At 67.7% G+C, this 14,066-nt stretch carries 14 protein-coding genes; 3 read left to right on the top strand and 11 right to left on the bottom strand.

Annotated elements, in window-relative coordinates:
• Positions 1-182: 182 nt before the first annotated feature.
• From CFB47_RS21235 to CFB47_RS21200, 8 genes are all read right to left on the bottom strand, one after another.
• On the bottom strand, positions 183-1,055 hold the full coding sequence (locus CFB47_RS21235; protein ID WP_089463502.1) for an amidohydrolase: 873 nt from the start codon (positions 1,053-1,055) through the stop codon (positions 183-185).
• A gap of 60 nt (positions 1,056-1,115) precedes the next feature.
• Positions 1,116-2,057 carry an ABC transporter substrate-binding protein gene (locus CFB47_RS21230; protein ID WP_089441826.1) on the bottom strand — a complete coding sequence of 314 codons (942 nt, stop codon included), beginning with the start codon at positions 2,055-2,057 and terminating at the stop codon, positions 1,116-1,118.
• Positions 2,058-2,154: 97 nt separating this feature from the next.
• Positions 2,155-3,192, bottom strand: a complete 1,038-nt coding sequence (locus CFB47_RS21225; protein ID WP_089462170.1) for an ABC transporter permease — start codon at positions 3,190-3,192, stop codon at positions 2,155-2,157.
• A 27-nt stretch (positions 3,193-3,219) separates the two neighbouring features.
• Positions 3,220-4,758, bottom strand: coding sequence for a sugar ABC transporter ATP-binding protein (locus CFB47_RS21220; protein WP_089462169.1), 1,539 nt, complete (start codon positions 4,756-4,758; stop codon positions 3,220-3,222).
• 12 nt (positions 4,759-4,770) lie between these two features.
• Positions 4,771-5,547, bottom strand: coding sequence for an SDR family oxidoreductase (locus CFB47_RS21215; protein WP_089462168.1), 777 nt, complete (start codon positions 5,545-5,547; stop codon positions 4,771-4,773).
• Positions 5,548-5,590: 43 nt separating this feature from the next.
• Positions 5,591-6,868: an L-fuconate dehydratase gene (locus tag CFB47_RS21210; RefSeq protein ID WP_089462167.1), complete on the bottom strand. Its 1,278-nt coding sequence runs from the start codon at positions 6,866-6,868 to the stop codon at positions 5,591-5,593.
• Positions 6,869-6,891: 23 nt separating this feature from the next.
• On the bottom strand, positions 6,892-7,734 hold the full coding sequence (locus CFB47_RS21205) for an ureidoglycolate lyase (protein ID WP_089462166.1): 843 nt from the start codon (positions 7,732-7,734) through the stop codon (positions 6,892-6,894).
• Between the two features lie 41 nt (positions 7,735-7,775).
• Positions 7,776-8,540, bottom strand: coding sequence for an SDR family oxidoreductase (locus CFB47_RS21200; protein ID WP_089462165.1), 765 nt, complete (start codon positions 8,538-8,540; stop codon positions 7,776-7,778).
• Between the two features lie 663 nt (positions 8,541-9,203).
• On the opposite strand from CFB47_RS21200, the gene CFB47_RS21195 reads away from it, so the two are divergent.
• The 3 genes from CFB47_RS21195 (at position 9,204) to CFB47_RS21185 (ending at position 11,159) form a co-directional block, all read left to right on the top strand.
• Entirely contained in the window at positions 9,204-9,494 is a 291-nt protein-coding gene (locus CFB47_RS21195) for a DUF3331 domain-containing protein (protein ID WP_039366241.1), read from the top strand.
• Between the two features lie 167 nt (positions 9,495-9,661).
• Positions 9,662-10,648: an oxidoreductase gene (locus tag CFB47_RS21190; RefSeq protein WP_089463501.1), complete on the top strand. Its 987-nt coding sequence runs from the start codon at positions 9,662-9,664 to the stop codon at positions 10,646-10,648.
• Between the two features lie 214 nt (positions 10,649-10,862).
• A complete protein-coding gene (locus CFB47_RS21185; protein WP_089426868.1) occupies positions 10,863-11,159 on the top strand; it encodes a DUF4148 domain-containing protein in 297 nt (98 codons plus the stop codon).
• Between the two features lie 197 nt (positions 11,160-11,356).
• On the opposite strand, the gene CFB47_RS21180 is transcribed toward CFB47_RS21185, so the two are convergent.
• The 3 genes from CFB47_RS21180 to CFB47_RS21170 are packed head-to-tail and all read right to left on the bottom strand — an operon-like array spanning position 11,357 to position 14,054.
• A complete protein-coding gene (locus CFB47_RS21180) occupies positions 11,357-12,553 on the bottom strand; it encodes a TauD/TfdA family dioxygenase (protein WP_089462164.1) in 1,197 nt (398 codons plus the stop codon).
• Positions 12,554-12,575: 22 nt separating this feature from the next.
• Positions 12,576-13,532, bottom strand: coding sequence for an alpha/beta hydrolase (locus CFB47_RS21175; protein WP_089462163.1), 957 nt, complete (start codon positions 13,530-13,532; stop codon positions 12,576-12,578).
• Between the two features lie 33 nt (positions 13,533-13,565).
• A complete protein-coding gene (locus CFB47_RS21170; RefSeq protein ID WP_048243371.1) occupies positions 13,566-14,054 on the bottom strand; it encodes a thioesterase family protein in 489 nt (162 codons plus the stop codon).
• Positions 14,055-14,066 lie beyond the last annotated feature (12 nt).

Raw genomic sequence — 14,066 nt, 5'->3', positions numbered from 1 at the left:
GACTGTGATCGGTTTCGTTCCGGACGGCCGCGCGCGCATCGCACGCAACCGTTTGCGCATATTCTAAAGGTTCGGCCCCGGGCACCGGGTGAAGAATCGATGCGACCGCAACCATCTGAACACCGTGGCGCCCGTCGTCATTCGTCCGACGATGCGACACCCCCACGCGCACGCACGTGCGCTCACGTCGGCACCGCGTAGCAACGCGCGGCGGTGCCGCCCCACAGCGCGGTGCGCTCGGCCGCCGACAACCGCGATTCGGCCCAGCGCTCGATGATCGACGCCACTTCGTCATACGACGCGGCCAGCAGGCACACGGGCCAGTCCGACCCGAACATCAGCCGCTGCGGGCCGAACGCGTCGAGTGCCGTATCGAGACACTGCTCGATGCGCCGGACATCCTTCCCGCGCAGCCCGCGCTGCCAGTCGGCCTCGGTCACGAGCCCCGACAGCTTGCACACGACATGCGGCAGTGCGCCCAGCTCGCGCAACGCGGCGCGCCAGCGCGCGAGCGCCGTGTCGTCGCGCTCGAAGTCGGCGAGTGCGGGCTTGCCGACGTGATCGAGCACGAGCCAGTACGCGTCGTGCCGCGCACAAAACGCCCACACGTCGCGCAGCTGGCGCTCGAACACGAGCACGTCGTACACGTAGCCGTTCGCCTGCAGCCACGCGATGCCGCGGTTGAAACCCGGCTCCGCGACGAACGCGGCGGCGTCGGCTTCGTCCTGCACCTGGTGACGGAAGCCGCGCAGCTTCGGGCTGCGCCATTCGGCAATGCGATCCGCGAGCTGCGGCGCGGCGAGATCCTCCCAGCCGACCACCGCCGCGATGCGCGCATCGTCGCGTGCGAGATCGAGCAGGAACGCCGTCTCGTCGCGCCCGGCGCGCGCCTGCACCGCGATCGACGCGCCGAGCGCCTGCGCATGCATCAGCGGCCACAGCGCGTCGGGCAGGTAGTCGCGCGCGAGCACGCCCATGCCGGGGCCGATCCACGGGTAATCGGCGGCGCGATAGCGCCAGAAGTGCTGATGCGAATCGATACGCACTGCGCCCATGATGCCCTCGTGTCCGGTCGCCGCGGCGGCGACGCGCGCCACCGCGGCGCGACGCAACGTTCAGTCGTACAACACCGCCGCGATCTTCGGATCGTCGATATTGGTCTTGTCGTACCAATAGAAACCGGTATCGATGACCTTCGGCAGTTTCTCGCCCTTGATCGCCTTCACAGCCGCCTCGACCGTCTTGTAGCCGATCCCGATCGGGTTCTGCGTGATCGCGCCGGCCATCAGCCCGCTGCGGATCGCGTCCTTCTGCTGCTTGCCGGAATCGTACCCGACGATCACGACCTTGCGCTTCATCTCGCGCACGCCGTTGACCACGCCGATCGCCGAGCCTTCGTTGGTGCCGAACAGCCCCTTGAGCTTCGGATACGCCTGCAGGATCGACTTCGTCACCTCGGTCGACTTCAGCTGGTCGCCTTCGCCGTACTGCACGGTGACGACCTGCACCTTCGGGTGCGCCGACTTCATCCGTTCGAGGAAGCCGTCGCGACGGTCGATGCCGGTGCGGCTCGTCTGGTCGTGCGCGACCACGGCCACCTCGCCCTCGTCGCCGATCAGCGCGGCGAGCTTGTCGGCGGCGAGCGACGCGGCGGCCTTGTTGTTGGTCGCGGCCGTCGTCACCGGGATGTCGCTGTCCACGCCCGAGTCGAACGCGATCACCGGGATCTTCTCGGCCTGCGCCTTCTTCAGGAGCGGCAGCGCGGCCTTGCTGTCGAGCGCCGCGAAGCCGAGCGCGGCCGGCTTCTTCGCGATCGCGGCCGACAGCATGTCGATCTGCTTGTCGACCATCGCCTCGGTCTCCGGCCCTTCGAACGTCACCTTCACCTTGTAGTCCTTCGCGGCCTGCGTCGCGCCCGCTTTCACGGCCTGCCAGAACTGATGCTGGAAGCCTTTCGAGATCAGCGGGATGTAGGTTTCCTGCGCCTGCGCGCCGGCCGTGACGCCGACGGCGAACGTCAGCCCGACGATCGCATTCAACACCTTGCTCCTGATCACTTCGCGTCTCCTTTTTTCGTATCGACTCAACCGACTGGAACGACTGGGACGCCGGCCGGAACCGGCGATGAAGCACCTGCCTGCGTGAATGCGGCCATCAGCGGCGCCGCCGGCGCAGGATATCGACGTAGACGGCGAGGATGATGATCACGCCCGTCACGACCGTCTGCCATTCCTGCGCGACCGACATGATGCGCAGGCCGTTCGTCAGCACGCTCATGATGAACGCGCCGATGATGGTGCCGACGATGCTGCCCGCGCCGCCCGACAGCGACGTGCCGCCGATCACGACGGCCGCGATCGCATCGAGCTCGTAGCCCTGCCCGAGCGCGGGCTGCGCGGAATTCAGCCGCGACGCGATCAGGAGCCCTGCGATCCCGCACACCGCGCCGCTGAACGTATAGACCGCGATTTTCCACGCATCGACGTTCACGCCCGACAGCCGCAGCGCTTCCTCGTTGCTGCCGAGCGCGAACGTGTAGCGGCCGAAAATCGTGCGGTTCAGCACGATCGACGCGCCGATCGCGACGAGAAACAGGATCAGCACCGCGTTCGGAATCGGCAGCGCGGGAATCAGGTTGCCGATCAGCGAATCCTGCGCGATCGACGTGAAGCCCGGCGTGTCGTTGAAGTAGATCGGCCGCGTGCCCGAGATCACGAGCGACAGCCCCTTGAGCAGCATCATCATGCCGAGCGTCGCGATGAACGGCGGCACCTTCATCTTCGCGATCACGAAGCCCGATACGCTGCCCGACAGCGCGCCGAAAAACAGCGCGGCCAGGATCCCGAGCGGCAGCGGCATTCCCCATTTCGTCAGCACGACGCCGGCCATCACCGCGCAGAACGTCATCAGCGTGCCGACCGACAGGTCGATGCCCGACGTGATGATCACGTAGGTACAGGCGACGGCCAGCACGCCGTTCACCGCGGTGGCCTGCAGGATCGCGACGAGGTTGTCGACTTCGAGGAAGTTCGGCGACGCGACGCTGAAGAACACGATCAGCAGCACGAGGCTCGCGAACGCGAGCAGCTTCTGCCGCGCGGCCGGGTTGAAGAAGCGCGACTTCAGGCTCGATGCGCCGGCCGGCGTGTCGCCGGACGCGAGGGGCGGAACGGGATGCGTATCGTTGGACATGATCGGGTAAGCGTCTCGGCGTCTGGTTCAGGACAACACGGTCGACTCGCGCTGCGTCGCGAGCTGCATGATCTTTTCCTGCGTGGCGTCGGCCGCGCGTAATTCGCCGGTCACGCGCCCTTCGCACATCACGAGAATCCGGTGGCTCATGCGCAGCACCTCGGGCAGCTCAGACGAGATCATCACGATCGCCTTGCCGTCGGCGGCGAGCGCGTCGAGCAGCTTGTAGATCTCGCTTTTCGCGCCGACGTCGATGCCGCGCGTCGGTTCGTCGAAGAACAGGATGTCGCAGTCGCGCAGCAGCCACTTCGCGATCACGATCTTCTGCTGGTTGCCGCCCGACAGCAGCCGCGCCGGCTGCGCGACCGACGGTGTGCGGATCGCGAGCTGCCGCACGTACGACTGCGCGGTGTCGCGCAGCGCACGCGCATCGAGAAACACGCCGCGGCGCACGAAGCGGCGCATGCTCGACAGCGCGATGTTGTTCTGCACGTCCATCCCGACCGCGAGCCCGAAGTGCTTGCGATCCTCGGACAGGTAGCCGATCCCGTGCCTCACCGCGTCGGCCGGCGTGCGGATCGTCACGGTCCTGCCGTGCACGCGGATCTCGCCCGCATCGACCGGGTCCGCGCCGAACACCGCGCGCGCGACCTCGGTGCGACCCGCGCCCATCAATCCGGCGAAGCCGAGGATCTCGCCGCGCCGCAGCGTGAAGCCGACATCGCGGATCGCGCGGCCGCGCGACAGCCCGCGCACTTCGAGCGCGACGTCGTTCGCCGATGTATCGGGCGGCATGCGGAATTCGGTCGCGAGCTGGCGGCCGACCATCATCGCGATGATCGTGTCCATCGACGTGTCCGCCATCGGCACGGTCGCGACGTACTTGCCGTCGCGCATCACGGTCACGCGATCGGCGATCTGGCGCAGCTCGTCCATCTTGTGCGAGATGTAGACGATGCCGACACCGTGCGCGCGCACGTCGCCGATGATGCGGAACAGCTCGGCGATCTCCGCGTTGTTGAGCGCGGCGGTCGGCTCGTCCATGATCAGCACGCGCGAGTCGAACGACAGCGCCTTCGCGATCTCGACCATCTGCTGCTTGGCCACCGTGAGCCGGCCAACCGGCGTACGCGGGTCGAGATCGAGCCGCATCCGCGCGAAGATCGCGGCCGCGTCGCGGTTCAACTTGTCCTCGTCGACGAACACGCCGAAGCGGCCGCGCGGCTCGCGGCCGATGAAGATGTTCTGCGCGACGCTCAGGTGGTTCATCAGGTTCAGTTCCTGATGGATGATGCCGATCCCGAGTGCCTGCGCGGCGCGCGGATCGGCGATTTCCACCGCGCGGCCGTCCATCCGGATCTCGCCTTCGTCGCGCGGGTAGACGCCCGCCAGGATCTTCATCAGCGTCGACTTGCCGGCGCCGTTCTCGCCCATCAGCGCATGCACTTCGCCGGCACGCAGGTCGAAATGGCAGTCGTCGAGCGCCTGCACGCCGGGGAAGCGCTTGCCGATGCCGGTCAATGCGATCAACGGCGGTGCGGCGTTCGGAGTCGGGTCGGGTTGCATGGATCGCCGCCCTCAGCTGATCGCACGGTCGAGATGCGTATAGCCGCCGTCGACGAACAGCCACTGGCCCGTCGTGTGCGAGGCACGCGCCGACAGCAGGAACACGGCCGTATCGGCGATTTCGTCGGCCGTCGTGAAGCGTTGGCCGAGCGGCACCTTGCCCGCGATGCCGGCCAGCTTCGCGTCGGGGTCGTCGAAACTGTCGAGCCATCTCCGGTACAGCGGCGTCATCACCTCGGCCGGAATCACCGCGTTCACGCGCACGCCGTCGTCACACAACGCGACGGCCCATTCGCGTGTCAACGCGAGCTGCGCGCCCTTCGATGCGCAATAGCCGCTCGTGTTGCCCTGCCCGGTGACGGCCGTCTTCGACGAAACGTTGACGATCGCGCCGCGCGACGCCTTCAGGTGCGGCACGCAGTAGTGCGCCATCACGTAGTAGTGGATCAGGTTGCGTTCGAGCGACGCGACGAATGCGTCGCGCCCGGCATCGAGCCCGATGCTGTCGTTGACGCCCGCGTTGTTGACCAGGCCGTCGAGCCGGCCGAAGCGCGTGACCGTTTCCGCAACGGCATCGCGGCACTGCGCATCGTCCTGCAATTCGACCGGGATGCATGCGGCCTGCGGCTGCTTCTGCACGACGGTGCGCCAGAACGCATCGTCGGGCGCGTGGCGCGCGAACACCACCGGAATTGCGCCTTCCTCGGCCAGCCGCATCGAGATCGCGGCGCCGATGCCCGACGCGCCGCCGGTCACGATCACGACCTTGTGTTGCAGATTCAAATCCACTTCGCGTCTCCGTCGTTCATGGTGTCGGCACGCTCGACGCGTGTCAGCCGCGGAACCGGTATTGCTCCAGCGATTCGGGCTTCATCTCGATCGAGAAACCGGGCGCCGTCGGCGGCATGTACGCCGCGCCGCGCACGACGCACGGTTCGACGAAATGCTCGTGCAGGTGATCGACGTACTCCGTCACGCGCCCTTCCTTCGTGCCGGCAATGCAGACGTAATCGATCATCGACAGATGCTGCACGTACTCGCACAACCCGACGCCGCCCGCATGCGGGCACACGGGCAGCCCGTACTTCGCGGCCATCAGCATCACCGCGAGAATCTCGTTCACGCCGCCGAGCCGGCACGCGTCGATCTGCACGACGTCGATCGCGCCGCGCGCGATGAACTGCTTGAACAGCACGCGGTTCTGGCACATCTCGCCGGTCGCGACCTGCACGGGCGCGATCGCCTCGCGGATCTTGCGATGCCCCTCGACGTCGTCGGGGCTGGTCGGCTCCTCGATGAACCACGGCCGCGCGAACGCCAGCTCGCGCACCCAGTCGATCGCCTCGTCCACTTCCCACACCTGGTTCGCGTCGATCATCAGCTTGCGGTCCGGGCCGATCACCTCGCGCGCGATCGTCACGCGGCGAATGTCGTCCTCCAGGTTCGCGCCGACCTTCAGCTTCACGTACTCGAACCCGGCGTCGACGGCTTCGCGGCACAGCCGCCGCAGCTTGTCGTCGCTGTAGCCGAGCCAGCCGGCCGACGTCGTGTAGCACGGGTAGCCGTCGCGCTCGAGCAGCGCGATCCGGTCGGCCTTGCCCGGCGCCTGCCGCCGCAGCAGGTCGAGCGCTTCGTCCGGCGTCAGGCAGTCGGTCAGGTAGCGGAAGTCGATCGCGCGCACCAGCTCCTCGGGGCGCATGTCGGCCACGAGCCGCCACAGCGGCTTGCGTTCGGCTTTCGCCCACAGATCCCACACCGCGTTGACGACCGCGCCCGTCGCCAGGTGGATCGCGCCCTTGTCGGGGCCGATCCAGCGCAACTGGCTGTCCGACGTCACGTGCCGCCAGAAGCGGCCCATGTCTTCGCGGATCCAGTCGAGGTCGAGGCCGACGACGAGGTGCCGCATCGCGTCGATCGCCGCGCAGCAGATTTCGTTGCCGCGCCCGATGGTGAACGTGAGCCCGTGACCTTCGAGCCCGTCATGATCGGTTTCGAGCACGACGTAGGCCGCCGAATAATCGGGGTCCGGATTCATCGCATCGGAGCCGTCGAGCTGGCGCGAGGTCGGGAAGCGCACGTCGAGGACGCGCATCGATCGAATGATAGGCATGACGAACCGTCCGTTAAAGGAAATCAGGCCTGCACGGTGCGCTGGCGTTGCTCGCCGAGCCCGTCGATGCCGAGCGTGATCACCTGCCCGGCGCGCAGATAGACGGGCGGCTTCTGCCCGAGGCCGACGCCCGGCGGCGTGCCGGTCGAGATCACGTCGCCCGGCTGCAGGCTCATGAAGCGGCTCAGGTAGCTGATCAGGTACGGCACGCGGAACACCATCGTCGCGGTCGTGCCGTTCTGGTAGCGATGGCCGTCGACGTCGAGCCACAGCCGCAGCGCGTGCGGATCGGGCACTTCGTCGGCCGTCACGAGCCACGGCCCGAGCGGCCCGAACGTGTCGTTGCCCTTGCCCTTGTCCCAGGTGCCGCCGCGTTCGAGCTGGAATTCGCGCTCCGACACGTCGTTCACGACGCAGTAGCCTGCGACGTGCGACAGCGCGTCGGCTTCCGCGATGTAGCGGCCGCCCTGGCCGATCACCACGCCGAGCTCGACTTCCCAGTCGGTTTTTTCCGAGCCGCGCGGAATCTCGACGTCGTCGTTCGGGCCGGAGATCGCGCTCGTCCACTTGCCGAACACGACGGGCTCCTTCGGCACCTGCATCCCCGATTCGGCCGCGTGGTCGGAATAGTTGAGCCCGATGCAGATGAACTTGCCGACGCGGCCCACGCACGCGCCGAGCCGCGGCGTGCCTTCGACCAGCGGCAGCGACGACGGCGGAATGTCGCGCAGCCGCGCGAGGGAGGCGGGTGACAGCGCGTCGACGGCGATGTCGTCGATCACGCCGGACAGGTCGCGAATGTGGCCCTGCGCATCGAGCAGGCCCGGCTTTTCATGGTGTTTGTCGCCAAATCTCAGCAGTTTCATGTCGCGTTGAGCCGATACGGAAAGTGAATGGGAGGGCGCGGTCAGTTCGACCAGCCGCCGTCGATCAGGTGGATCGCGCCGGTCGTGAACGACGCTTCGTCGGACGCGAGGTACAGCGCGAGCGCGGCCACTTCCTCCGCGCGGCCGATGCGGCCGATCGGCTGGCGCGCGACGAACGCCTGGCGCACCTCGTCGGTCGACACGTGGCGCGTGCGCGCCTGGTCCGCGATCCGCTGCGCCAGCGACGGCGATTCGATCGTGCCCGGGCAGATCGCGTTGCAGCGGATGCCCCGCTCGACGAAATCGGCGGCCACCGCCTTGGTCAGGCCGATCACGGCCGCCTTGGTCGTGCCGTAGACGAAGCGGTTGGGCACGCCCTTCACGCTCGACGCGGCCGACGCCATGTTGATGATCGACGCGCCGCCCGCTTCGAGCATCGCGGGCAGCAGCGCGCGGATCAGCCGATACATCGACGTGACGTTCAGGTTCAGCGAGAACGCCCATGCTTCGTCGTCGCAGTCGAGGATCGAGCCGTGGTGCACGTAGCCCGCGCAGTTGAACAGCACGTCGAATGCGCGTTCGCTCGCGGCGAGCGCCGCGACGTCCCGCGCATCGGTCACGTCGAGCCGACGCGTGGCCAGCCGGCCGCCCGCGCGCTCGGCGTCGGCCTCGAGCCGCACGAGCGCGGCTTCGTTGATGTCGGTCGCCAGCACATCGGCGCCCTCGCTCGCGAAGCGCAGCGCGGTCGCGCGGCCGATGCCTTGCCCGGCCGCCGTCACCAGCGCGCGTTTGCCCTGCAATCTCATGAGCAACCTCCCGAAGAAGCCGGCCACCCGGCGGCCGATTGGCACAAAGGACTAAAGGTCCAACCAATCATAGGAAGTGAGGCCGCGTTTGTCACGGAATCGGGATTCAGTATTTACCCGGGTGGGGAAATCGGGCTGTTGAGCAAGGATTCGACGTTCGGTAGCGCCCACGAGCACACCCCAGGATTCGGACAAATCCAATACCGGCGGGCCTTCCAGTCGATTCTTTCGCACAAGCGGGGCACGACATCCCGCCAAACTGACGAAAAAGTCATGTTCACGTCAGGGTCTCAACGGGATGCGCGCGCCATCATGACGTACCGGACTGCGCATCCGGTCCATCGCCACCCCGCCCGCGTTCGATCCCTGCGGGCACCTCCGTCCCCCCGGCGATGGGCTCCGTGGCTGGGCGAGCAGACACGGCGCGCAGGCCGATTTTCCGCCCCGGGCTTCGTGTCCGGGGCGTTTTTGTCTGTGGTTTCCAAGAAAATAAGCCTGGATTGTTTCTAAATCGGCAAAAGGTAATTTGAGCCAGACAGGATGTTTTTTCCGGTCACAGACGCTTACATTTAGCGCACCACTCATGGAAACCGCTACGGATTCGCCATCGGGTAGTGACATCCACTGCCATGACCGAACCGCACGAGCTTTAGGAAACGGCAAATGAAGGCCTCCAAATCCCTGCCTGCGCTCGATCCCGCCGACGTTCACGTCGAAATCCTCGAACGTTCCGATACGCTGCTCGTCGTCCGCTGGGTCGAGCCCGGCCGCTGTCACTACGGTGAACAGCGCTGGCGCCGCCGCTTCGCGCAACGCACCGGCACCTGCGCGCTGTCGCGCCAGGTGATCCACCGCGGCGACGAAGTCTTCCGCCCGGCCGAACGCCCGGCGCCCGCGAACGCGGCCGCGATGATCTCCGCCGCCGAAGTGCTCGCACTGGCCGGCGGCAGGTAAATCCCGCCGGCCGCGCGTCACCGCACGCGGCGCCATCCGCTGCGCCGGCCCTAGAAGCGCCGGTCTAGTTCCCCCGCTTGTCTGCCACGCCCGCGCGCACTATCGTTACACCACTCAATGTAATGATTACGTGCCGCGGCCGCCCGGCCGCGCCGAGGGAGGCAGACATGCATGCATGGAGCGCGCGCCACGTCCCGGCGCAAGGCGGCAAGGTCGCGGTCGTGACCGGCGCCAACAGCGGGCTCGGCTGGCAGCTGGCGGAAACGCTGGCCGCGAAAGGCGCGACGGTCGTGATGGGCTGCCGCGACGCGGCCCGCGCCGCACAGGCGGCCGATGCGATCCGCCGGCTCCATCCCGATGCCCGTGTGGAAGTCGACGTGCTCGACCTCGCCGATCTCGCGTCGATCGCGCGCTTCGCAGCCGATGTGGCCGAACGCCATGGGCGCGTCGACATCCTCTGCAACAACGCCGGCGTGATGTTCCTGCCGCTGCGCCATACGCGCGACGGCTTCGAGATGCAGTTCGGCACCAACCACCTCGGCCATTTCGCGCTGACCGGCCATCTGCTGCCCGCGCTGCGCGCCGCGCGCCGAGCGCGGGTCGTGACGATGTCGAGCGGCTTGAACCGCGGCGGCCGGATCCGCGTCGACGACCTGCGCGCCGAACACCGCTACAACCGTTATCTCGCCTATTGCGACAGCAAGCTCGCGAATCTCGTGTTCGCGATCGAGCTGCAGTGCCGTTTCGAGCGCGCGGCGTTCGCCGGGATCAGCGTGTCCGCGCACCCGGGCTACGCGGCGACCAACCTGCAGTTCGCCGGCCCGGCGATGGACCGCTCGCCCGCCCGTGCCGCACTGATGCGCGCCGCGAACCGTTATCTCGCGCAGCCGGCCGACCAGGGCGCGCTACCCGCGATTCATGCGGCAACCTCGCCGGATCTCGCCGGCGGCGCTTACATCGGGCCGTCCGGCTGGTTCGAGTCGCGCGGGCTGCCGGCACCCGCGAGCGTGCCACGCGCGGCGCGTGACGTGGCTTCTGCTGCACTGCTGTGGGAAGCCTCGGAAGCCGCGACAGGCGTGCGCTTCCTCAGTTCGGGCGCACCGGCCGGACGCTCGCCGGGCCGGTCGTTCGACACGGCGGCCGAGGTGCGCTGAACCGCGCTTCGCCCGCCGCAATACTCGCCAGACTTGTTGCACCGACCGAAAAGAAAGCCGGTTGAAAGCCTGATTCGACGCGCCACTGTTACCACCCAGGAAACAATCTATCGTCAAAACCAGCGTTTACCCTGAACCTTCCGATGACTAAGATTTGATCAATCGCTTAAGACATGGTGTCGAGAGCGAACTCAATAAAACACCGGAGGTCATCATGAAATCGCTCGTTTCCGCAGTCGTTGCCGCTGCCGCCCTGTCCGCTTCGTTTGGCGCATTCGCTCAAAGCACCGTGACCCGCGCGCAAGTGCGCAACGAACTGGTCCAGCTCGAACAAGCCGGCTACAAGCCGGGCGTGGCAAGCCCGTACTACCCGAACGACATCCAGAGCGCCGAAGCGCGTGTTCATGGTGCCGACACCAGCGGCTACGGCGCACAACCGGCTCCGGCCGTCCACTCGGGCGCCCCGGCCGCATCGTCGAACGCTCGCGACTCGATCTTCTTCGGCCAGTAAGCCGATGCGCCCTCGGCGGGCGCCGCGCGTCGCGCGATGAAGAAATATCCGGACGAGCCCCCTTGCGGGGCTCGTCCATTTTTATGAAACGCATACCTCCGCCGCCCGGCAACGGGTGGCTTCGCCCGGGCGCCTGGCGTCCGGGTGTTTTTTCATTTTCGAGGGATGCGTACGAGCAGGACGAAACCGCGCGCCCGTCAGCGCGACGCGGTCGCAGCCGGCACCGATCGCGACAGCACGCGCCACCGCGACAGCAACTCGTCTCGATCGACGTAACAGCCCTGCAGGTGCCGGCGTCCGGTCGACGGATCGAACTCGGTGCGCGCATGCAGCACGCGGCGGTTGTCGAACGCCCACATGTCGCCCGCCCGCAGCCGGCGCTGCACGCGAAAGCGCGGCTCGCGCGCCAGCGCGAGGAACCGCCGGTACGCGCGATAGACGGCCGCGACCGAGCCGGCCGGCGCATCGAGCGGCCCGCGCAGGAAGTTCGCGACACGCACCTCAGTCACATTGCCGCGCGCGTCGAGCCCGATCACCGGCGCCGAGCAGCGGTAGTCGCTGTTCGCGCTCTTGTTCCAGAACTCGAACGGCGTCGACGCGAGCTGTTCGAAATCGGCCGGATGCTCGCGCCGCAGCGCATCGGCCAGCGCGAAGCCGTCGAGGAACACGCTGTCGCCGCCGGTCGCGTCGTTCGCGAGGCAATGCAGGAACTGCACGCCCGGCTGCAGCTCGCGGGTCGGCAAGTCGGTGTGCGGCGGCAGGTTCAGCGACGTATACGCATTGCTGTCCGGGCGCGGCTTCGATTCGACGTCGAACAGCACGCCGAAATTGCTTTCGCGGATCAGGCCGATGCGGCGCGCGATCTCGTCGACACGGCCACGCTCGGCCGGCACGCCTTCGACGAGCGTCAGCCCCGTGCGTTGCAACGCGGCGAGCCAAGCGAGCAATGCGCGGTCGTCCTCCATCACGTCGCGCCACGCGAACACGCCGATGGCCGTCGCGTCGTCACCGGCCCACACGTGCCGCCCGTGCGCGGCCTGCCGCTCCGCGCGCGACGCGTCGTCGTATGCATGCGCACGCAACCAGCCCGGCGACCACGCGCTGCGATGTCCGTCATTCCACTCGACATGCAGCGCGCCGTCGGTTTCGACGTGCACCGTGAGCGCGGAGAGATCCTCGCGCGCATCGGCGATCTCGAACACCTGTTCACGCGTGACGGCATGCACGCATGCGGAACACGCGCAGTTGTCGCGCAGCCAGTCGAAATGAAACGGCGATCGTCGCGTGTCACTCCATTCGACGTCCACCGCGCCGTCGCCAATCGTCGCCGTCGCAATGGCCACGTCGGCCGAAAACGTCCGCCAGTCCTCGATACGGTGTTGCGCTGCCTGCATCGTTGCCTCCCGGAAACGCCCGCTACGCGTGTGGTGCGAGCAGAAACTCGCCGACCGTCCGGTGCAGCCGCGCCGCCTGCGGGCTCGTTCCGAGCGCGCGCCAGCAGCCGTGCACCAGCCCTTCTCCCATCCAGTAATGCGCGGCCCCGCCGGCCGCGCGAATCCGTTCGACGTACACACGCGCGTCGTCGCGCAGCGGATCGTGTTCCGCACCGATCGCGAGCACGGACGGCAGGCCGTCGAAACGCGAAGCCGCGAGCGGTACCGACGCGCGCAGCAGCGGGTCGCCGTCTCCCAGCGCATCGAGCAAGCCGCCTTCCCAGTACAGTGCGCGATAGCGATGGACGTCGTCGAGCGTCAGCATCGGCGCATGCGCTTCCGTTTCGCACGCGGGCGATTGCGGTTCGAACCCGAGCATCGAATAGACGAGCGCGATGCCGTCAATGCCGCCTTCGCCCGCATCGCGCAACGCGGTGGCCACGGCTGCCGCGAGCATGCCGCCCGCGCTGTCGCCCGCGAGCGTCAGCGGATGCATGCACGGCCCGAACGGCCAGCGCGCATCGCGTGCAGCGCGCGTGACCGCCAGGCAATCTTCGAGCGCGGCCGGTGCGCGATGCTCGGGCGCGAGCCGATAGTCGACCGCGATCACGTCGAGCCCCGTATCGGCAGCCAGTTGCGCGGTGATCAGCGCATGACTGTCGAGCGAGCCGACGACGAAACCGCCGCCATGAAAGAACAGCACCGTGCCGCGTGGCGTGCCATGCGCGGACGTGTAACGCCGCAGCGCGATCGCACGGCCGTCGGCGGCATGCCAGACGGCGTCCTGCTGCACGATGCCGGCCGGCAGCACGGCCGGCGTCCATTCGGCCGCGAAGCGGTCGTACAGGCGGCGCTGTTCGGCGGGCGAGCGCGCCGCCGCGTCGGCCGGATACCACGCGTCGACAGCGGCAACGAACGTCGCGATTTCCGGTTCGAGCATCGTCTGCGCTCCGAGGTCGAAGGTTCGCGCAGGTTATCGGCGCGGCGGCAACCCGATCACGCGGCCCGCATACGCGGGCGCCGCGCAATCGCGCTGCAACGCATGCAGCTCGGCCACGCGTGCGGCCACGTCGTCGTCGAACGGCGCCGATTTCGCGCCGTCGCGCGTATCGACGTGCAGCAGCATCTGCTCGCTCGCCGATACCGCATCGTCGTGCCCGTCGGCGAACAGTTCGAGATACAGGTGCAGCCGCTTCGCGTCGTGCGCGAGCACGCGCGCGTCGACGCGCACCGGCGTGCCCTCCTTGATCTCGTGCAGGTAGTTCACATGTGCTTCGAGCGTGTAGACCGAGCGACCCCGCTCGCGACGCGCGGCGTCATCGAGGCCGATGCGATCCAGCAGCGCATCGGTCGCGAAGCTGAAGATCAGCAGGTAGAACGCATCGCGCAGGTGGCCGTTGTAGTCGACCCATTCGGGCCGCACCACGTCGCGGTAAATCGTCAGCGGGGTATCGCCGGTCATCGTCTGTCGTCC

Source organism: Burkholderia sp. AU27893 (genome assembly GCF_002223205.1).
Classification (GTDB): Bacteria; Pseudomonadota; Gammaproteobacteria; order Burkholderiales; family Burkholderiaceae; genus Burkholderia.
This window is presented reverse-complemented; position numbering and strand designations above follow the sequence as displayed.